This window comes from Rhizobium sp. WSM4643 (genome assembly GCF_025152745.1).
In the GTDB taxonomy this organism is placed as follows: domain Bacteria; phylum Pseudomonadota; class Alphaproteobacteria; order Rhizobiales; family Rhizobiaceae; genus Rhizobium; species Rhizobium leguminosarum_I.
In genome coordinates, this window is sequence record NZ_CP104040.1 from 1,223,911 (window position 1) to 1,243,827 (window position 19,917).

Sequence of the window (19,917 nt, forward strand, 5' to 3'; positions counted from 1 at the left end):
GCCGCGCCAAACGGCTTCAGGAAGCGCTGCGTCCGCCGATGAGGTCACGCTCGATGTCGGTCGGCTGTCCGAGACGGGCTTTGTAGACCTCGTAATTCTCCATCACCCGCTGCACATAGTTGCGCGTTTCGGGGAAGGGGATGCGCTCGATCCAGTCGACGATCTCGTCAATCGGCCTGCCGCGCGGATCGCCGTAACGGCCGATCCATTCCGGTACTCGCTTCGGCCCGGCATTGTAGGCAATGAAGGTGAGGATATAGGAGCCGCCGAAGGCGTCGATTTGCTCGCCGAGATAATGCGCACCAAGCGTCGCATTATAACCGGCATCGGCCGTCAGCTTGTCCTTCGAATAGGCGATGTTGTGGCGCTTGGCCACCGCCTGGGCCGTCCCCGGCAGAAGCTGCAGCAGGCCGCGTGCATTGGCCGCCGACACGGCGGCCGGGTTGAAGGCGCTTTCCTGCCGGGCGATGGCATAGGCGAGCGCCTTGCCGGAGCCTGATATATTGGCGTTCGCCGGGATCACGCCGACCGGAAAGGCGAGCGCCGCGACATCGATGCCGCGTCCATACGCGATTTTGCCGATCTGCAGCGAGAGATGATGATCGCCGGATTGCTCGGCCTGTGCCGCAAGGACAGCCAATTCGCCCGGGCTCTGCAACTGATCGGCAAGCGCGAGATAGAGAATATCGGCCCGCCATCCATGACCTGCGGCCTCCAGCCGGGCGATCGCCTGCACGGCTTCGCGTGCCTGGAAGCGTTGCCGGTCGGCAGTGCTCGGCGACGGATAGGTGACATTAAGCGTCTTTCGCCCCAGCCTTTCGGCCGCGAGCTGGCCATAGAAGGTGCCGGGAAAATTCGCGGCCTTTGTATAGAATTCGCTGGATTTCCCGGGGCCGCCGGCTTCGGCTGCCCGTCCCAGCCAGTACCAGGCGCGTGAAACCGAGATCGGCCCGTTTGATGTCTCGAGGATCTTGCGGAAATGTGTTTCCGCCGTTGCCGGCTCCTGCAGGCCGCGAAGCGCGTACCATCCGGCATGGAATTCAGCCTCGACGATATCCGTCGGGCTCGTTGCGGCGTAGTTTGCGACGATGCGATAGGCAGGCTTGAATTGTCCCTGGTCGACGAGACCACGGCTGACGATGCGTTGCTCGTTCCACCATTCGCCGGAGTTGACCAGTTCGCTGCGCTCGGGCGGCATTTGCTCCAGAAGTGCTGCCGCCTCGGCATATTTGTCCTGTTTGCGCAGATATTCGATCCGCGCAAACAGCAGGCCGGCATCGGTGCGCCACTTCGCATCGACGGCGTTGAGCAAAGCGCTGGCGTTGGCCGCTTTGGCGTCGACCGCAGCCCAGGCCTTGTAGAGCGATTGTGCCTGGCCCATATCGCCGAAGCGCTTGGCCTGCGCCACACGGCCGCGATACATCAGATAGTCCATCCGCGCCTTGTGGTCGGCGGGTGTCAACAGCGCGGAAAACTCGATGAGGATCTTGTCCTCGGTCGCCTTGTCGAGAGCCTCTCCACGCCAGACCTTGCGAATATATTTTGCCGCTTGCGCTTGGCCGCCTGATGCAACCAGCGCCCGGCCGAGGATGACCGTACCCTGCATCGTCTCAGGCGCGGTATCGCCGAAGGCGGCAAGTATGGCGGGAGGGGCGGGATTTTCGTCATAGAGCGCGCGCTCGGAATAGGCGCGCAGCCGCGAAAGGCCCGGCCACCCCTTGAGCTCCTGCGCGGCGCTGGCGATTTCATAGGAGGGAACGCCCTTCAATCCGGAAACGGCAATCGCCCAGGTGAGGATATGGCGGTCGAGCGTCGCGTCGCGCATGCCGTCACGGATCGAAAGCGCCAGCTGCGGGTCCTTGTCGGAAAGCGCATCGAGGCCGGCTTTCAGGTCGCCGTTGACAGGCGCGATTGCCGGGTTGTGCGGAATGGCACCCGTTGTGATCGATTCCGGTATGGATGTCTCGGGAATGAAGCCGAGCGGCTTGACCTCAGGCATCGAAGGGCTCTCGCCGGGAAGCGGCGACGCAAAGCTGCCCCACGCAGCGGCAATGAAGCCGAAGGCGGACAGAATCAGGACAGCTTTCTTCATCCGGGATCTCGCAACGAAAACACGCCCTGCCATTAGGCTAGAGGCATCTTAACGAAACCTTACCGTACCAGGTAAAATTCGTTCACATCTGCTATCGGAATTTGCCCTAAACCGAACTCTACGCGCTTGTCGCGATGATTTCGGCGCTCTATGGTGCGCAACTCTTATTCATGGAATGCGGCCGAAGCAAGGATTTGGTCGTGAGGAGCTTTGCATGTTCAATGGGTCCATTCCCGCCCTCGTCACCCCCTTCACCGATGCCGGACTGATCGACGAAGACAGCTTCGCCGCTCATGTCGACTGGCAGATCAAGGAAGGCAGCGGTGGTCTCGTTCCGGTCGGCACGACGGGCGAATCCCCGACGCTGTCGCATGCCGAACACAAACGGGTCGTGGAACTCTGCATCGAGGTTGCCGCAAAACGCGTTCCCGTCATGGCTGGCGCCGGCTCGAACAATACGCGGGAGGCGATCGAGCTTGCCCAGCATGCCGAAAAGGTCGGTGCGAACGCCGTTCTGGTCGTCACTCCCTATTACAACAAGCCGACGCAGAAGGGTTTGATTGCGCATTTTTCGGCCATCGCCGAAGCCGTCGATCTGCCGATCTATATCTATAACATCCCCGGCCGCTCGGTGGTCGATATGACGCCGGAAACGATGGGTGCGCTCGCCAAGGCGCACAGGAATATCGTTGGCGTCAAGGATGCGACGGGCAAGATCGAGCGCGTTTCGGAACAGCGCATCACCTGCGGGACGGATTTCCGGCAACTGTCCGGCGAGGATGCGACGGCGCTGGGCTTCAACGCCCATGGCGGTGTCGGCTGTATTTCGGTAACGGCCAATGTCGCGCCACGCCTCTGCGCCGATTTCCAGGCGGCGACGCTGGCAGGCGATTATGCCCGCGCGTTGGAATATCAGGATCGGCTGATGCCGCTGCACAAGGCGATTTTCCTTGAGCCGGGTCTTTGCGGCGCCAAATACGGGCTCTCCAAGCTTGGCCGGATGAGCCGTAACGTCCGCTCGCCGCTGCTTTCGACGCTGGAACCGGCAACGGAATCGGCCATCGACGCCGCCATGCGCCATGCCGGCCTGTTGAACTGACGAGACCGGCCTTCTTCACAAGACAGGGTCTCTCCCTTACATAAAGGGCAAGGAATGAGGGCGCGGCTTTTCGCGCCGTAGATCCGGATGATTTTAGGCCTGACTGGCCTGAAATCTGAATCCGGATCTACATCAAAGAAACAGAGCATGATGGCACCCGAAAACCGCTCACACTTTTCGGCATCATGCTCGGAAGCAATTGGAATATCGTCATGGCCCCCAAAGGCAGCCAGCGTGTAGTGAACAAGGTTGTGGCGGAAAACCGCAAGGCCCGCTTCAACTACGAGATCATCGATACCTACGAGGCCGGCCTCGTGCTGATGGGCACGGAGGTCAAGTCGCTGCGCGAAGGCAAGGCCAATATCGCCGAATCCTACGCCTCGGATGAGGGCGGTGAGATCTGGCTGATCAATTCCTACCTGCCGGAATATCTGCAGGCCAACCGCTTCAATCACGAACCGCGCCGGCGCCGCAAGCTGCTGCTGTCGGGCCGTGAAATCCATCGCCTGCGCTCAGCCATCAACCGCGAAGGCATGACGCTGATCCCGCTGAAGATCTATTTCAACGACCGTGGTCGGGCGAAGATGGAACTGGCGCTCGCCAAGGGTAAGAAATTGCACGACAAGCGCGAGTCGGAGAAGGAACGCGATTGGAATCGGCAGAAGAGCCGCCTGCTGAAGGATAGAGGCTGACCGTATGACGACGGCTGGCAATGGTCGCCATCTGCCAGGTTTTCATCACTTGCTTTGAAGGGCGCACCAGAAGCCGGCCGCGCTTTGACGAGCCAGTCGGCTTCGAAGTGTAAAACCCGCTTAGTCCTCGAAATCGCTGGCCGGGGCGACTTCGGCCGGGCGTGGCGCCCGCTCCGAGGGATCGCGACCGATTTCAGCCTTCAGAGACAAGAGGTCGATAAAATGATCGGCCTGACGGCGCAAGTCGTCGGCGATCATCGGCGGCTGCGTCGCCATGGTTGAGATCACCGAGACCTTGCGGCCTCTGCGCTGCAATGCCTCGACCAGGTTCGTGAAGTCGCCGTCGCCCGAGAAGATGACGAGGTGATCGACCGTTTCGGACTGTTCCATGGCGTCGATCGCAAGCTCGATGTCCATGTTGCCCTTGATCTTTCGGCGACCCATGGAATCCGTGAATTCCTTGGCGGGCTTGGTGACGACTTTGTAGCCGTTATAGTCGAGCCAGTCGATCAGCGGCCGGATCGATGAATATTCCTGATCCTCGATCAGAGCGGTATAATAATAGGCACGCAGCAGATATCCGCGCTTCTGGAATGCTTTCAGGAGCTTGCGGTAATCTATGTCAAAGCCGAGGCTCTTGGATGCAGCGTAGAGGTTGGCGCCGTCAATGAAGAGTGCAATTTTCTCGCGTGGGTCAAACATCGCTTACCAATCCAATGAGAGCAATCGAAATCAGAAGGCAACAAACCTCAATAAAAACAATATCTTGTGTCTCAATTTCGACCTGATCCTTACTTTATGAATTATTCATATATGAAAGATTTAGGGCACGATTCGACATATTCCAAGCAACCTTCGGTGGAATTATGACATTCTCCATGGAAATTTAGCTCAGCCACGGATAAAGGCGAGGGGAGGCGGAATGAAAAACTTGTATTTGCCCGGTTTTAATTGTATCGGGCGTGTTAATCCCGAAATGACGACCGTAAAGGACAGGCAATGGCCCGTGTCACAGTTGAAGATTGCATCGACAAGGTGGAGAACCGCTTCGAGCTGGTTCTGCTCGCCAGCCACCGCGCCCGGCTGATTTCCCAGGGTGCCTCGATCACCATCGATCGCGACAACGACAAGAATCCTGTGGTGGCCCTGCGCGAAATCGCCGACGAGACGCTTTCGCCCGACGACCTCAAGGAAGATCTGATCCATTCGCTGCAGAAGCATGTCGAAGTCGACGAGCCCGAGCCCGATCCGGCAAGCATGATCGCCGCCGGCGGTGCCACTGCGGCCGACAGCGAAGAGCAGGACGACGTGCCGGAGACGATCACTTTCGACCAGATGTCGGAAGAAGAGCTGCTTGCCGGCATCGAAGGCCTCGTGCCGCCGGAAAAGAGCGACGACTACTAAGCGCGCAGGCGGGATCTCCGGTCGCGTCGGTCAGATGCGATCCGGAAAAAGCGGCATGCGACGCAAAAGAGCGACGATTACCAATCGTCAATCTTGCACCTTTATTGCTTAGGCATATTATTGCCCATGTGTGCGCCAATCGTTGATTGGCGCGCTTTTATTTTTATCGGAGTGGCTTTGGAATGATGCGGCAGTACGAGCTCGTGGAGCGGGTTCAGCAATACAAGCCCGATGCCAATGAAGCACTGCTGAACAAAGCCTATGTCTATGCCATGCAGAAGCATGGCCAGCAAAAGCGCGCGAGCGGCGATCCCTATATTTCCCATCCGCTCGAGGTCGCTGCGATTCTCACCGACATGCATCTCGATGAATCGACGATTGCGGTCGCCCTTCTGCACGATACGATCGAGGATACGACGGCGACGCGCGCCGAGATCGACGAGCTGTTCGGCGAGGATATCGGCCGGCTGGTCGAGGGTCTGACGAAGATCAAGAAGCTCGATCTCGTCACCAAAAAGGCCAAGCAGGCGGAAAACCTGCGCAAGCTGCTGCTCGCCATATCAGACGATGTGCGCGTGCTGCTCGTCAAGCTTGCCGATCGCCTGCACAATATGCGCACCCTCGATCACATGTCGGCCGACAAGCGTGCCCGCATCTCCGAGGAGACGATGGAAATCTATGCGCCGCTCGCCGGCCGCATGGGCATGCAGGACATGCGCGAGGAACTCGAGGAACTCTCCTTCCGCCATATGAACCCGGAAGCCTACGAGACCGTCACCAAAAGGCTGGAAGAGCTTTCGAAGCGCAACGAGGGCATCGTCAAGAAGATCGAGGCCGAACTGCGCGACCTTCTGGTCGCAAGCGGCCTGACGAGCGCTTATGTCACGGGCCGGCAGAAGAAGCCCTATTCGGTCTTCCGCAAAATGCAGTCGAAGTCGCTTTCCTTCGAACAGCTTTCCGATGTCTACGGCTTCCGCCTGATCGTCGAGGACATCCCGTCCTGTTACCGGGCGCTCGGCATCGTCCACACGCGCTGGCGCGTCGTGCCCGGCCGCTTCAAGGACTATATCTCGACGCCGAAGCAGAACGATTACCGTTCGCTGCACACCACCATCGTCGGCCCCTCCAGCCAGCGCATCGAACTGCAGATCCGCACCAAGCGCATGCACGAAATCGCCGAATTCGGCATCGCCGCCCACACGCTCTATAAGGACGGCGCCACCAATGCCGATGGCGATATCCTGTCCCGCGAATCCAATGCCTATTCCTGGCTGCGTCATACGATCGAGGCCCTGGCCGAGGGCGACAGCCCGGAAGAGTTCCTCGAACACACCAAGCTCGAACTCTTCCAGGACCAGGTTTTCTGCTTCACGCCGAAGGGCAAGTTGATTGCCCTGCCGCGCGGTGCCACCCCGATCGATTTCGCTTATGCGGTGCACACCAATATCGGCGATACCACGGTGGGCGCCAAGATCAACGGCCGTATCATGCCGCTGGTGACGCGGCTTGCAAATGGGGACGAGGTCGAGATCATCCGCTCCGGCGTGCAGGTTCCGCCCGCCGCCTGGGAGGAGATCGTCGTGACCGGCAAGGCGCGCGCCGCCATCCGCCGCGCCACTCGCATGGCGATCCGCAAGCAATATGCCGGCCTCGGCCACCGCATTCTCGAGCGCACTTTCAATAGGGCCGGCAAGATCTTCTCGCGCGAGGCGATGAAGCCGGCGCTGCCCCGTCTCGGCCAGAAGGATGTCGAGGATGCGATCGCCGCCGTCGGCCGCGGCGAGATGTCCTCGCTCGACGTGTTGCGCGCCGTCTATCCCGATCATCAAGATGAGCGCGTCACCGTGAAGCCGTCGGGCGATGACGGCTGGTTCAACGTTCGCAGCGCCGCCGGCATGATCTTCAAGATCCCCGGCAAGACCAAGACAGGGCACGACGGCGGCCATTCGGAAATCGACGCCGATGCCGATATCGGGCCGATCCGCGGCCTGTCCGGCAATGTCGACGTCAAGTTCGCGCCGACCGGCGCCGTGCCCGGTGATCGCATCGTCGGCATCATGGATCAGGGCAAGGGTATCACCATCTATCCGATCCAGTCGCCGAGCCTGCAGCGCTTCGACGATCAGCCCGACCGCTGGATCGACGTGCGCTGGGACCTCGACGAAGCCAACAAGTCGCGTTTCATGGCGCGCATCATGGTGAATGGGTTGAATGAACCCGGTACGCTTGCCAAGGTCGCACAGACGGTTGCAGGCCTCGACGTCAATATCCGCTTGCTGAATACGGTGCGGGTAGCCGCCGATTTCACCGAAATGATGATCGAGGTCGAGGTCTGGGACCTGCGTCAGCTCAACCAGTTGCTCGCCCAGATGAAGGAACTGGATTGTATCGCCACGGTCCGGCGCCTCTACGAGTAAGCTTTTGTTAAGCCGCCCCAGAGGGTTGGCCGAAAAATTGCACATTTTATAATCGGAGCGGCGCATCAACGGGGCAAGAGATGCGTTGAGTGCATGGCTGCGTCCATGTTGCGGCGGTGGTAATTAACCTCTTTCGGGCCTATCTTCTGGTCATCGAAACGTAAACAGAAGATGAGACAAGATAATGTTTGACCCTATCAAGAAATTCGCACGTGCCTTCCGCGCTCCGACCACACAGGAACGTGAAATGGCTTATTTGAACGGCTCGCTCGATCGTATTGATCTCGAGTTTCGTCAGCGCCAGGTCGACCGCGGTCTGTTCCGCAATCGCTGATACCGAACTTTATACTTGAGACGAGTGAGGGACGTTATGCATAACGGACGCCCCTCGGCATGAAGAAGCTCCTCTTCGCAGAGAGAAATGAGGGGTGGTTTTTTGAGCGGTATAATTTGCCGCTCTTGTCATGGTGGTGTGCGCTGCACTAAATACCGGCCATGTTGTTTCGCCGTCGCAAGCCTGCAGGATTCAAGGAAAAGATGCGGGAGCTTTTATGGCCTCGCAAAGGTTTCCTTCGCCCGATCCGTTACCTGACAATGCGCATCCTGCGCCTGAGCGCTTCGCCGCATGCGGTTGCCGCCGGCGTCGCTGCGGGTGTCTTCGTCTCGTGGACGCCTTTCATCGGCGTGCATTTTGTCATGGCTTTCGTCATCACCTATTTCCTCTCCGGCAGCATGGTGGCCGCCGCCCTCGGTTGCGCCGCTTTCGGCAATCCGCTGACCTATCCCTTCATCTGGGGCATCACCTGGGAAATCGGGCATTTGCTGTTGAACCGCGAGGATCATCTGGCCGGTCAGACGGTGGATCTCGCTGCCCTTTTTCACAAGCTGAACTTCGCTGAGCTGTGGAAGCCGGTGCTGGAGCCGATGCTGGTCGGCGCCATTCCGCCGGCGATGATCACCTCCGTTGCGCTCTATGCGCTGACGTTCTACACCGTGAAGGGTTTTCAGACGCGCCGCCACATACGGCTGATGGAGCGGGCGCGCCTGCGTCTTGCCAGTCCGGCCGGCGACATGCCAAGCGTATGAACCCGATCGAGAATTCTTAAGCGACGGAAGGTTCCGCATGATCATCGGCATTGGCAGCGATCTGATTGACATTCGCCGTGTCGAGAAATCCATCGAGCGCTTCAGCGAGCGCTTCACCCATCGCTGCTTCACCGAGATCGAGCGCGCGCGTTCTGACCGCCGGGCAAATCGTGCCGCATCCTATGCCAAGCGTTTCGCCGCCAAGGAGGCCTGTTCCAAGGCGCTCGGCACCGGCATGGCGCAGGGCGTCTTCTGGAAGGACATGGGCGTCGTCAACCTTCCGAGCGGCAAGCCGACCATGCTTTTATCAGGCGGCGCCGCCCTGATCCTCGAATCGCTGCTGCCCGCGGGCCACAGGCCCGCCATTCATTTGACAATAACGGATGATTATCCCTTGGCGCAGGCCTTCGTCATTATCGAGGCGTTGCCCGAGAGCCTTTGATCGCGACCTCGGGAGCTGTTGATCGCGACCTCTCGTCGCTTTTGGTGTTGTCGCCATTGCCGCAACCGACCGAAGCCGCTAGAGAGAACGACAGAAAGAACTGCGCCGCCGCGGCGTCTTGAAGGAATAAGACTGCGTGTCCGAAAAAGTCGAAGCCAAGCCGAATGCCCTCTGGGAAAATATCAAAGTCATCATCCAGGCGCTGATTTTGGCGATGGTGATCCGTACGGTGCTGTTCCAGCCCTTTACCATTCCCTCCGGTTCGATGATGCCGACGCTGCTCGTCGGCGACTACATCTTCGTCAATAAGTTCGCTTACGGCTATTCGAAATATTCGCTGCCCTTCTCGCCTGACGTCTTCAGCGGCCGCCTGTTCGGCGCCGATCCGAAGCGTGGCGACATCGTCGTCTTCCGCTTCCCGCCAAACCCCGAGATCGATTACATCAAGCGCTGCATCGGCCTGCCGGGTGACCATATCCAGGTTACGGACGGCGTGCTCTACGTTAACGGCAAGCCGGTTCCGAAGGTGGCGGACGGCAGCTTCACCTCGGATTACAAGCTTGATCCGGGCGCAGATGTGCCGGTGTTCCGCGAAACGCTCGACAACGGCAAGACCTATGACACGCTTGATCAGTCTCCGGTATCGCGCGGCGACAATACCCGCGAGTTCATCGTGCCGGAAGGCCACTATTTCATGATGGGCGATAACCGCGACAACTCGCTCGACAGCCGCTTTGACGTCGGCTTCGTGCCTGCGGAAAATCTTGTCGGCCGCGCCAGCGTCATCTTCTTCTCGCTCGGCAACGATACCTCCTTCCGCGAAATCTGGAAGTGGCCGACGAACATGCGTTGGGACCGCCTATTCAAGGTTGTTGAATGAATAAGGCGCAGACGCTTTCTGCGGCGGAACGCGCAAAGCTTGAAGGCCTGATCGGTCATGACTTCGCTGATAAGGAACGCCTGGACCGCGCGCTGACCCATGCCAGCGCCCGCACGGAAAAGGGCAGCAATTACGAACGGCTGGAATTCCTCGGCGACAGGGTCCTCGGGCTCTGCATCGCCGAGCTTCTGTTCCGCACTTTCGGCACGGCGGGAGAAGGCGAGCTCTCGGTTCGCCTCAACCAGCTCGTCAGTGCTGAAACCTGTGCGGCGGTCGCCGACGAGCTCAATCTTCACCTCTATATCCGCACCGGCGCCGATGTGAAGAAATTGACCGGCAAGCGCATGATGAACGTGCGCGCCGACGTCGTCGAAAGCCTGATCGCCGCGATCTATCTCGACGGCGGCCTCGAAGTTGCCCGCCGGTTCATTCTGCGTTACTGGCAGGGCAGGGCGGTGCGGGCCGATGGCGCCAAGCGCGACGCCAAGACCGAGCTGCAGGAATGGTCGCACGCGAAATTCGGCGTCACGCCAATCTACCGGGTTGATGAACGCAGCGGACCGGATCATGATCCGCGCTTCAAGGTGACGGTGGAAGTTGCTGGCATTAAGCCCGAAACCGGCGTAGAGCGGTCGAAGCGTGCCGCCGAACAGGTCGCGGCAACGAAGATGCTTGAGCGCGAAGGCATTTGGCAGCAATCGCCTGCCGGAAACTGACGGGACAATGACACAAGAAGAAGATATCGCGGCCGAAGCTGCCGCAGAAACCAATGGTCCGACGCATTCGGGCTTCGTCGCGCTGATCGGGCCGACCAATGCCGGCAAGTCGACGCTGGTGAACCGCCTCGTCGGCGCCAAGGTCTCGATCGTCAGCCATAAGGTGCAGACGACGCGGGCCATCGTTCGCGGCATCGCGATCCACGACAATGCCCAGATCGTCTTCATGGACACGCCTGGTATCTTCAAGCCGCGCCGCCGGCTTGACCGTGCCATGGTGACCTCGGCCTGGGGCGGTGCGAGGGATGCCGATCTGATCGTGCTGCTGATCGACAGCGAGCGCGGCCTGCGCGGCGATGCAGAAGCCATCCTCGAAGGCCTCAAGGAAGTCCGGCAGCCGAAGATCCTGCTGCTCAACAAGATCGACCGCGTCAACCGTGAGGATCTGCTGGCACTGGCCGCCGCCGCCAACGAGAAGATCGCTTTCGAGCGCACCTTCATGATCTCCGCCGAAAACGGCTCCGGCTGCGACGACGTCATGGACTATCTGGCAAAAACGCTCCCGGAGGGGCCGTGGTATTATCCGGAAGACCAGATCTCCGATCTGCCGATGCGCCAGCTCGCCGCCGAGATCACCCGCGAGAAGCTGTTTCTGCGCCTGCATCAGGAGCTTCCCTATGCCTCGCATGTCGAAACGGAGAAGTGGGAAGAGCGCAAGGACGGCTCGGTGCGGATCGAGCAGGTGATCTATCTTGAGCGCGACAGCCAGAAGAAGATTGCGCTCGGCAAGGGTGGTGAAACCATCAAGGCGATCTCGACTGCGTCCCGCAAGGAATTGTCGGAGATCCTCGAACAGCCTGTCCATCTCTTTCTGTTCGTCAAGGTTCGCGAGAATTGGGGTGATGATCCCGAGCGGTTCCGCGAAATGGGTCTCGATTTCCCGAAATAAGCATGGCAAGGATGTCACCGGGTAGACGCTGGCCCCTGCTGGCGCGCCGGTTTTGCGACGGCAAGGGTACGTATGGCGACGTCGAGACCCATCAATTCGTTCAAAACCCCATGCGAGCAATGTCCTTTGCGGCCGCTGCCGCATTTCAGGGAGTTCAGCCGCGACGAGCTGGAATTCGTCTCGAGCTTCAAAAGGGGTGAGCTTGCCGTCGATGCCGGCTCCACCATTCTCGTCGAGGGAGCCCATAGCGCTCATCTCTTCACGGTGCTCTCCGGCTGGGGCTTCCGCTACAAGATGCTGGAGGACGGGCGTCGCCAGATTCTGAACTATATCATGCCGGGCGACCTGATCGGACTGCAGGGAACCATCGGCGGCGAGATGCAGCATTCCGTCGAAGCGCTTTCACCCGTTTCGCTCTGTGTCTTCGAACGAGACAGGCTGATGACGCTCTACAACAAGCACGCCTCGCTCGCCTTCGACATTACCTGGATCGCCGCGCGCGAGGAGCGCATCCTGGATGAGCATCTCTTGAGCATCGGCCGCCGCACGGCGCTGGAAAGAGCAGCCTACCTGATCGCTTTCCTGTTCGAGCGCGGCCGGAAGCTCAATATTTTCAACGGCCGCAAATTTATCCCCATCACCCAGCAGCACATTGCCGACACGCTCGGTCTCTCCATCGTTCACACCAACAAAACCTTGAAAAAGCTCAGCGAACGTGGGTTGATCCGCTGGCAGGAGCGCGGCTGCGAGGTGCTGAACGGCGAGGAATTGATGGTCATCGCCGGCTGGGAAGGGCTTGGAGAGGGCAAACGCCCGTTCATCTAAAGCGCGTCGCGATCTTTCAGATTCGCTCCTGGCGCTTCAGGTCTTTGTTTTACGCATGTCGTTGTCGCAAGACCGCTGCACGGTTTTGCCCGACATGCTTTAGCCAAGCGGTCTGGTTATGTCTTTTTTAAATGCAGATTAGCAGCAGGGAAAATAAGGTCAGTCGACATCTTTCCTCCGATTTTGATTCTTATCGACCGGGCAGAAAAATGGTTTATTCAGAAAAGGTGGCGGAATTCACCGATAGCGTGCCATGCGGGGCACCGGAGGGCAATGATGTTGGCGAAATGGCCGGGGCGCTGCGACAGGTGCCCGACGAGGGGCATGGAATCATGAGCGCAATCCGTGTTCTGGTTCTTGAAGACAGTCTGATCATCGCGATGGAGGCGGAAGATATTTTGCGCCTGGCAGGCGTCGAGAGCATCGATATCGTCGGCAGTTTGGACCAGGCGAGGGCTGTCATCGCTGCGGAGAAATATGATTTCGCCCTCCTCGACGTCAATCTCGGCGAGGGCATGAGCTTCGGATTTGCCCGCCATCTTCTCGATCTCGGCATCCCCTTCGGCTTCGTCAGCGGCTATTCCGATACCGGCGATTTCCCGTCCGACCTGCAGCACATACCGCTTCTGGTGAAACCTTTCGACGAAACGGCGATGCGTGAATTCCTGCAGAGGCTTTTCCCGACTGTAGCCTGACCCCATCCATGACAGGTGGTCCATGACAGAAGTGGTCCATGACAGAAACCGGGCCTTGGATTAAGATGGATTCGTCAGCCGCAGGGACTTCTTTCGATGCAATGGCAGGATCAGGCGATCATTCTGGGCGTCAAGCGCCACGGCGAGACGAGCGTCATTGCCGAGGTGATGACGCGTGATCGCGGCCGTCATCTCGGCCTGGTGCGTTCCGGCCGCTCGCGCGCCATGCAGCCGGTGCTGCAGGCGGGCAATGCCGTCGAGGTCATCTGGCGTGCCCGGCTTGATGAGCATCTCGGCGAATTCCGCGTCGAACCGGTGACGCTCCGCGCCGCCCGACTGATGGAAACCGCGACCGCCGTCTACGGTGTCCAGGCGATGGGCGCGCTGCTGCGGCTGCTGCCGGAGCGTGACCCGCATCCGCACCTCTTCGATGCGCTGGAGGTCATCCTCGATCACCTGCACAACCCGGCCGATGCCGGCGAACTCTTCGTACGCTTCGAACTTGCGGTGCTGAATGATCTCGGCTTCGGCCTCGATCTTGCCGAATGCGCCGCGACCGGTGTCCGTTCCGATCTCGCCTATGTTTCGCCGAAATCCGGCCGCGCCGTCAGCCGTGCGGCGGGTGCGCCCTGGGCCGACAAAATGCTGCTCCTGCCGCCGTTCCTCAGCGTCGAAGGCAATCATGCGGCCGACTTCGATAGTCTTTCAGCCGCATTCCGTCTGACAGGGTTCTTTCTGCATCGCCATGTCTACGAGCCGCGCGGCATCGAGGCCGCAGCGGCCCGCGACGGCTTCGTTCAGGCGGCGCTCAAGGCGCTTAATCCGGCCTTGCGGACGCTTTCCGGCCCGAATGGTATTTCAGCCTGACCTCGTTTTTTACGGGTGCAAAACATCCTCCGGATTTGGCGGTTTACCTGCCCATGAGCGCTTCCTATGTCTTCACAGGATTGCCAATTAAGGAGGACCTCATGCTGACCAAGACCGCATCACCGACGACGATCACGCTCTGGAACGGCCGCGAAATTCCGCGCCTCGGCATGGGATGCTGGGCGATCGGCGGTCCCTTCTTCGCCGGCGACACCCCGCTCGGCTGGGGCGATGTCGACGACGATGAATCCGTGGAAGCGATCAACCGTGCCATCGAACGCGGCATCCGCTTCTTCGATACGGCCTCGAACTACGGCGCCGGCCACTCGGAGGAAGTGCTCGGCCGGGCGATCGGCAATCGCGACGATATCGTCGTCGCCACCAAGTTCGGCTTCGCCACCGATCCGGAAACCAAGCAGGCAACCGGCGCCTTCGCCGATGAGGCCTTCATCCGCCGTTCGGTCGAGACCTCGTTGCGCCGCCTTAAGCGCGATCGTCTCGATCTCCTGCAGTTCCATCTCAATGATTTTCGGCTGGATCAATCGAATGCCGTCTTCGATACGCTGGAGGCGCTGCGCGCCGAAGGCAAAATCGACGCGTTCGGCTGGAGCACTGATTTTCCCGATCGCGCCGCCCGTCATACCGACCGCCAGGGCTACGTCTCGGTCCAGCATACGATGAACGTCTTCGAGCCGGTGCCGGAGATGATCGCGGTGATCGAGGGGAAGGGGCTTATCTCCATCAATCGCGGTCCGCTGGCCATGGGTCTGCTGACCGGCAAGTTCACCGCTGACAAGGCAGTGGGCGCCAAGGACGTCCGCGGTGCAGCCCTCGACTGGATGGTCTATTTCAAGGATGGCCGCATGGCCCCGGAATTCGCCGCAAGGCTCGATGCCGTCCGCGATCTCCTGACATCAGGTGGCCGCACGCTGACGCAGGGCGCGCTTGCCTGGCTCTGGGCACGCTCGCCGCGCACCCTTCCCATCCCGGGTTTCCGCACCGTCGCCCAGGTGGAGGAAAATGCCGGCGCGCTGGAGAAGGGACCCCTGCCGGCCGATGTCATGGCGGGGATCGATGCCGCGCTCGATCGCGTGTGACGCTCTTCGTTTTCACGCAATTCCGGACGAAAAACCGCTTCGCACTTTTCCTGGAGTTGTTTTTATGCCGCGACACGACGCTTGAGCGCCCAGCCTTCCGGCCTCTCTTCAATGATGCTGACGGTGTCACCGATCGTGATCCTGCCACCGCCGCGTGGCGTGACATTCCAGCCGAAGAGCGGGCCGGGCACGCGCCGGTCGGCCGACATGCGGATGCGGCCCATGGCCGGCATCGGGTTTGGTCCCTCGCGTGAACCGGTCATCTGGTCCTGCGTCGTCATGATGCAGCGGGAGCAGGGTTTGACGAGATCGAAGCGGATACCGGCGATCTCGATCGCCGCCCAGCGGTCCTCCGGCCAGGCTTCGTCGGTATCGATGACGATGTTCGGACGGAAGCGTTCCATGCCGACACTGCCTTCGCCATGGGCGGCGAGGTCGGCATTCAATGCCTTCAGCGAGCCCGTCGTCGTCACCAGGATCTGATAGCCGTCGGTAAAGGTGACGGGCGTGCCTTTGCCGGCCCATTCGGCATTCGCCGTCCGCCGCGCCTGGCCGTCGAAAAAGACTAGGCGCACCTCACGACCAAGCCATTCGGAAAGCTGCCGGTTGCTCTCTGGATCGGCGGCGGCGGCGCTGACGGCGGATTTCCACACGATCACATCCATGCGGGTTTCAGGCTGAGGCGCTGCTACCGATATGTCCGCTTTCCCCTGCATCAGCAGCCGAAAGGCGCTTGCCTCCGGTCGCACCTCGATGCGTGCGAGATCTGGCAGTTCGCGTTGGGTGATGAAGTGACCCTGCGCATCGGTGATCATCGCCCGCCGGTCGCCGGGAAGCCCATAGGCGTCGATGTCGGCGGCCGGCAGCGCAATGCCGCGGGCGCTCTTGAGCGGGTAGATGAAGAGGTCGCTGACACGCATGTTATGCTCCTAGATCTCATCCATGAAGGCCGAGAGGAAGTCGCGCAAGCTTTTGTCACGCGCAGCCGCCAGCCTGCGGCCGGTCTCGGTCTGGAATCCTTCCGCCAGTTTGAACAGCTTCGTCTGGAAATGGTCAATGGCATAACGCTTGTCATCGAGCGGGCGGTCTGCCGCCGCGGGGTCGATCGGATCGTAGAGCCCAGATCCCAGTCGGCCGGCAATATAGAAGCAGCGGGCGACGCCGATCATGCCGATCGCATCCAGCCGGTCGGCATCCTGCAGGATCTTCGCCTCCAGCGTCTGCGGTGCCACCCCGGCCGAGAAACTGTGCGCGGTGATTGCGTGGGCCACGGCTTCGATATCCGTGGCGCTCCAGCCGAGTTTCGCCAGGATCGCCGAAGCCTTCTGCGCCGCCAAAGCCGACGCTTTTGCCCGCAGCGGCGAATTCTTCTCGACGGCGACGCAGTCGTGCAGCAGCACGGAAGCGGCAAGCACCCGCCCGTCGCCGCCTTCTCCCTCATGGATGCGCATGGCATTCCTGAAGACGCGCAGGATATGGGCAAGGTCGTGCGAGCCGTCGTCGCCGTCGGCCGCATGCGCAATCAACGCCGCGGCAAGCGTTTCGTGTGGAGAGAAGGCTTCAGTCTCGAACATTGCGCCACCTGTCATGAGGAAGATCGTTTTTCCGCCGACAGGGCATCGGCGCGGAAGTGGATGTGGGCGGGTAAAAGAATGCGACAACCAGATCTCGGAATCACAGCCGATTTTCTGGAGCATGATGCCGAAAAGTGTGAGCGGTTTTCGGGCGACATCATGCTCTAACTATATATTGTAGAACAGGATTCAGATTGTAGGCCGACTCGGCCTGAAATCATCCTGTTCTAACGGCTTGCCGTGCGAGTCGCAATCGAGGGGGATCTCAGTGCTTGGCTTCAGGAAGACGCATCATGCCGCCGTTCTTCGGCGACAGGGAGAGAAGATGAGGCACGTCATGCGCCGGTCTCGGCGGACTGATGTGATAGCCCTGGATCTCGTCGCATTCCTCGCATTCGAGCAGCGCCAGTTGCGCGGCCGTCTCGACGCCCTCGACGGTGACGCGCATGCCGAGCGCATCGCAAAGCAGGATGATCGCGTGCATGATCGCATGCGCTTCCCTATTGTCGACGATGTCGTTGACGAAGGATTTATCGATCTTGATCTTGTCGAAGGGGAAGCTCGAGAGGTAACTCAATGAGGAATAGCCGGTTCCGAAATCGTCCATCGAGATGCGGATGCCGCGCTCCTTCAGCGCATGCAGGATCGGCAGCACTTCGCTCAGATTTTCCATCAACACGCTCTCGGTGATTTCGAGTTCAAGCCGCGACGGCGACAGCGCGGAGGCGGCAAGCGCCTCGCCGACATCTCGCGTCAGGTCGCTGCTGCTGAATTGGATTGCCGAAACGTTGACGGCGACCTTGATGTCCTGCGGCCATTGCGCTGCATCGTTGCAGGCCCGGCGCAAAACCCAACGGCCGATATCGACGATGAGGCCGACTTCTTCGGCAAGCGGAATGAAATCCATCGGCGGAACGCGGCCTCGAACCGGGTGGTTCCAGCGGATCAAAGCTTCGAAGCCGCAAATGCGCCGCTGCGAGAGGTCATAAAGCGGCTGGTAATGCAGCTCGAATTCCTCGTTCCCTACGGCTGCTCTGAGGTCCGCCTCCAGCGCGTGGCGCAGTTGCATCTGCGCTTCCATCTCGCTGGCGAAGAAACGCTCTTGTTTGCGCCCGTCGGCCTTGGCATGTGACAGCGCCACGCCGGCATTCTTCAGCAGGATATCGGTTTCCTCGCCATCATCAGGGGCGATTGCGATGCCCATGGAAACGCTGAGCTCCACCCGTTTTTCGCCGTGGAGGAATGGTTCGGAAAGCTCACGGCGGATCCGTTCGACAAGCGCCGTCACGTTCCACGGCTGCTGCTTGCCCGCCTGCAAGATGGCGAATTCGTCCGAGCCGAGGCGCGCCAGGGTGTTTTCCGAACCGGCGGCGGCGCGGATGCGCTCGGTGACCTGCTGCAGGATCTTGTCGCCGACCGACACGCCCATCGTGTTGTTGATCGATTTGAACCGGTCGAGATTGAGGTGAACAAGGGCGATCTGCTGATCTGGCCTGCGCTCTGTGAGCGTCGCATCGACCTGCTCGCGGAAATGGATGCGGTTCGGAAGGCCGGTCAGCGGGTCGTGGTGGGCGAGATAGGTGATACGCTCGGCCGCCCTTCGATCCTCGGTAATGTCGGCATGAATGGAAATGTTGCTGCCGTCGGAAAGGATGGTCACCATGCTCTGGATGATGCGGCCATCGTCCATCAACCATTCGCGCCGACGGAGACGACTGCTTCTTGCGGTTGCGGAGGAATGTCGCCCGGTCCGTCGGCGGAGCTTGGCGCTGGCGCTCTCAGTGCCGCGCATTTTGGCCGTGAGATCGGCGATTGTCGCGCCGGCAGTGACATCTTCGTCTGTCAGGTCGAAGAGCTGACGGAAACGGATGTTGGAAAGCGTCAGCCGTTGTTCGGCGTCGAAGACGCTGAGACCGAGCGGCAGGTTGTTGAGAATGATTTCGAAGAGTTTTTTCTGTCCGTCGAATGCCTGACTGAGGGCTGATATATTGCCTCTCAGCACATGGTTTTCCCGCAGCAGCGTTTCCGCGCTTCTCTCGATTTCGTCATAGTCGCTTTCATGGACGCGATAGGTCGCGATCACAAAATCCATCAGGCGCTGCGCATCGATCGATCCATCGTCGGTGACGGCCTGGGTGCATTGCTGCCAGAAAAGCGCCTCAGCTTTCATGTGCACGCATCTTGCGCAGCAATCGCGATCGCAATGACCAAAAGCGTCTTTAGTTGATGCACGTGCCTCACTGCGCCGGACGTGAAAGACCTCTAAAGGAACACAGAAATTGCTTTTTTATAAGCCGGGACCGTCTGGTGGTAGTTGTGTGACGCCCATTTTCTATGGGCCGAATTAATATTCGGTTGCAGTGCAGCAGCGACTTCACTTCGTCAGACAATTGGTTTGTATGTGAAAAATCGCTGAAATATGTGGGAAATCGGCCGGCTGGCGCAGGCGGAAGGTCACTCTCACGGCGCCGCGTTAACTTTTGTCAATCATCGTTAATGAGAAGTTAACAGCTTATTGACGCACTGCGCAAATCAGTTTAACCACCGAGTCAGCACTGATTTTCCACGTTCGTATTGCGTACAAACACCACCGGCAAAAGGCGGTGAATGGAGGTTTGTATGACCAGCACCACATCCGTTTCAGAGACGTCATATGCCTATCTGGCGACGCTTTCGCGGCTCGACGCCAACGGCGATGGCGTCCTCAGCCGCGGCGAACGTGCCGCCGATGAGAAGCCCGGCATCATCAAAGAAATCCTGGAAGACGACACCAGCAGCGACACGCAGCCGAAATTTTCCGGCAGCCTGATTGCTCTGATGATGGACACGCACGATAGCGGCACGGCAAACAGCATCGCCGTTTCCTATCCGTTGCAACAGATCGCGCCGACATCAGGCAATCGGTCCGACGATCTCTACCGCAACACTTACGGCCAGTTCGATTTCGACGCCGTCGCCTGAGCTGCGATTCAATTCGGGTGATCTGCAAGCCGGCCGTTTGGCCGGCTTTTCTCGTTCGATGGTCTCTAATCAGGAACACCTTCCAAGCTGACACGTTCAGAAAGACAATCGGACGGAAGGA

The 19,917-nt window shown here is 59.8% G+C and carries 20 protein-coding genes; 15 read left to right on the forward strand and 5 right to left on the reverse strand.

The features are described from left to right. Positions 1-16: 16 nt before the first annotated feature. Positions 17-2,092, reverse strand: coding sequence for a lytic transglycosylase domain-containing protein (locus N1937_RS06280; RefSeq protein WP_170278243.1), 2,076 nt, complete (start codon positions 2,090-2,092; stop codon positions 17-19). A 214-nt stretch (positions 2,093-2,306) separates the two neighbouring features. Here N1937_RS06280 and dapA point away from each other — a divergent pair, with 214 nt between their 5' ends. Together dapA and smpB are read left to right on the forward strand one after the other, a co-directional pair. Beyond that, on the forward strand, positions 2,307-3,191 hold the full coding sequence (gene dapA, locus N1937_RS06285) for a 4-hydroxy-tetrahydrodipicolinate synthase (RefSeq protein ID WP_064653990.1): 885 nt from the start codon (positions 2,307-2,309) through the stop codon (positions 3,189-3,191). 212 nt (positions 3,192-3,403) lie between these two features. Next, positions 3,404-3,883 carry an SsrA-binding protein SmpB gene (gene smpB, locus N1937_RS06290; protein WP_026154084.1) on the forward strand — a complete coding sequence of 160 codons (480 nt, stop codon included), beginning with the start codon at positions 3,404-3,406 and terminating at the stop codon, positions 3,881-3,883. A 120-nt stretch (positions 3,884-4,003) separates the two neighbouring features. Here smpB and N1937_RS06295 read toward each other — a convergent pair whose 3' ends face one another. Continuing rightward, on the reverse strand, positions 4,004-4,585 hold the full coding sequence (locus N1937_RS06295; protein WP_003546927.1) for a LabA-like NYN domain-containing protein: 582 nt from the start codon (positions 4,583-4,585) through the stop codon (positions 4,004-4,006). A gap of 297 nt (positions 4,586-4,882) precedes the next feature. Here N1937_RS06295 and rpoZ point away from each other — a divergent pair, with 297 nt between their 5' ends. From rpoZ to N1937_RS06355, 12 genes are all read left to right on the forward strand, one after another. After that, positions 4,883-5,287 (forward strand): DNA-directed RNA polymerase subunit omega, encoded by a 405-nt coding sequence (gene rpoZ / locus N1937_RS06300; protein WP_017959757.1) that lies wholly within the window; start codon positions 4,883-4,885, stop codon positions 5,285-5,287. 182 nt (positions 5,288-5,469) lie between these two features. Beyond that, positions 5,470-7,704 carry a RelA/SpoT family protein gene (locus N1937_RS06305; RefSeq protein WP_017963662.1) on the forward strand — a complete coding sequence of 745 codons (2,235 nt, stop codon included), beginning with the start codon at positions 5,470-5,472 and terminating at the stop codon, positions 7,702-7,704. A gap of 184 nt (positions 7,705-7,888) precedes the next feature. Continuing rightward, complete coding sequence (locus N1937_RS06310; RefSeq protein ID WP_003558084.1) at positions 7,889-8,038, forward strand: DUF3563 family protein; 150 nt, start codon at positions 7,889-7,891, stop codon at positions 8,036-8,038. A 161-nt stretch (positions 8,039-8,199) separates the two neighbouring features. Further along, positions 8,200-8,790 (forward strand): DUF2062 domain-containing protein, encoded by a 591-nt coding sequence (locus N1937_RS06315; RefSeq protein WP_017963663.1) that lies wholly within the window; start codon positions 8,200-8,202, stop codon positions 8,788-8,790. A 37-nt stretch (positions 8,791-8,827) separates the two neighbouring features. Beyond that, positions 8,828-9,232, forward strand: a complete 405-nt coding sequence (gene acpS, locus N1937_RS06320; RefSeq protein ID WP_170261300.1) for a holo-ACP synthase — start codon at positions 8,828-8,830, stop codon at positions 9,230-9,232. 136 nt (positions 9,233-9,368) lie between these two features. Beyond that, the gene (gene lepB / locus N1937_RS06325; protein WP_131702305.1) at positions 9,369-10,112 is read left to right on the forward strand and encodes a signal peptidase I; all 744 of its coding nucleotides are present in this window, start codon (positions 9,369-9,371) and stop codon (positions 10,110-10,112) included. Then, positions 10,109-10,828 (forward strand): ribonuclease III, encoded by a 720-nt coding sequence (gene rnc / locus N1937_RS06330; protein ID WP_260057942.1) that lies wholly within the window; start codon positions 10,109-10,111, stop codon positions 10,826-10,828. Before lepB ends, rnc begins: the two co-directional genes overlap by 4 nt. 7 nt (positions 10,829-10,835) lie before the next feature. Beyond that, positions 10,836-11,777 (forward strand): GTPase Era, encoded by a 942-nt coding sequence (era, locus tag N1937_RS06335; protein WP_017963666.1) that lies wholly within the window; start codon positions 10,836-10,838, stop codon positions 11,775-11,777. 72 nt (positions 11,778-11,849) lie between these two features. Then, positions 11,850-12,602, forward strand: coding sequence for a Crp/Fnr family transcriptional regulator (locus N1937_RS06340; RefSeq protein ID WP_017963667.1), 753 nt, complete (start codon positions 11,850-11,852; stop codon positions 12,600-12,602). A gap of 209 nt (positions 12,603-12,811) precedes the next feature. Continuing rightward, positions 12,812-13,297: a hypothetical protein gene (locus N1937_RS06345; RefSeq protein ID WP_260057943.1), complete on the forward strand. Its 486-nt coding sequence runs from the start codon at positions 12,812-12,814 to the stop codon at positions 13,295-13,297. A gap of 96 nt (positions 13,298-13,393) precedes the next feature. Then, positions 13,394-14,164 (forward strand): DNA repair protein RecO, encoded by a 771-nt coding sequence (recO, locus tag N1937_RS06350; RefSeq protein ID WP_017963669.1) that lies wholly within the window; start codon positions 13,394-13,396, stop codon positions 14,162-14,164. A gap of 101 nt (positions 14,165-14,265) precedes the next feature. Then, a complete protein-coding gene (locus N1937_RS06355) occupies positions 14,266-15,261 on the forward strand; it encodes an aldo/keto reductase (RefSeq protein ID WP_260057945.1) in 996 nt (331 codons plus the stop codon). A gap of 62 nt (positions 15,262-15,323) precedes the next feature. Here the strand turns inward: N1937_RS06355 and N1937_RS06360 are convergent, their stop codons facing one another. From N1937_RS06360 to N1937_RS06370, 3 genes are all read right to left on the reverse strand, one after another. Then, positions 15,324-16,181 carry an MOSC domain-containing protein gene (locus tag N1937_RS06360; RefSeq protein ID WP_222293237.1) on the reverse strand — a complete coding sequence of 286 codons (858 nt, stop codon included), beginning with the start codon at positions 16,179-16,181 and terminating at the stop codon, positions 15,324-15,326. Between the two features lie 9 nt (positions 16,182-16,190). After that, on the reverse strand, positions 16,191-16,835 hold the full coding sequence (locus N1937_RS06365; protein WP_441005657.1) for an HD domain-containing protein: 645 nt from the start codon (positions 16,833-16,835) through the stop codon (positions 16,191-16,193). Between the two features lie 265 nt (positions 16,836-17,100). Further along, complete coding sequence (locus N1937_RS06370; RefSeq protein WP_260057947.1) at positions 17,101-19,005, reverse strand: putative bifunctional diguanylate cyclase/phosphodiesterase; 1,905 nt, start codon at positions 19,003-19,005, stop codon at positions 17,101-17,103. A 437-nt stretch (positions 19,006-19,442) separates the two neighbouring features. Between N1937_RS06370 and N1937_RS06375 the strand changes: the two genes are divergently transcribed. Then, complete coding sequence (locus N1937_RS06375; RefSeq protein ID WP_170257615.1) at positions 19,443-19,796, forward strand: hypothetical protein; 354 nt, start codon at positions 19,443-19,445, stop codon at positions 19,794-19,796. Positions 19,797-19,917: the final 121 nt, after the last annotated feature.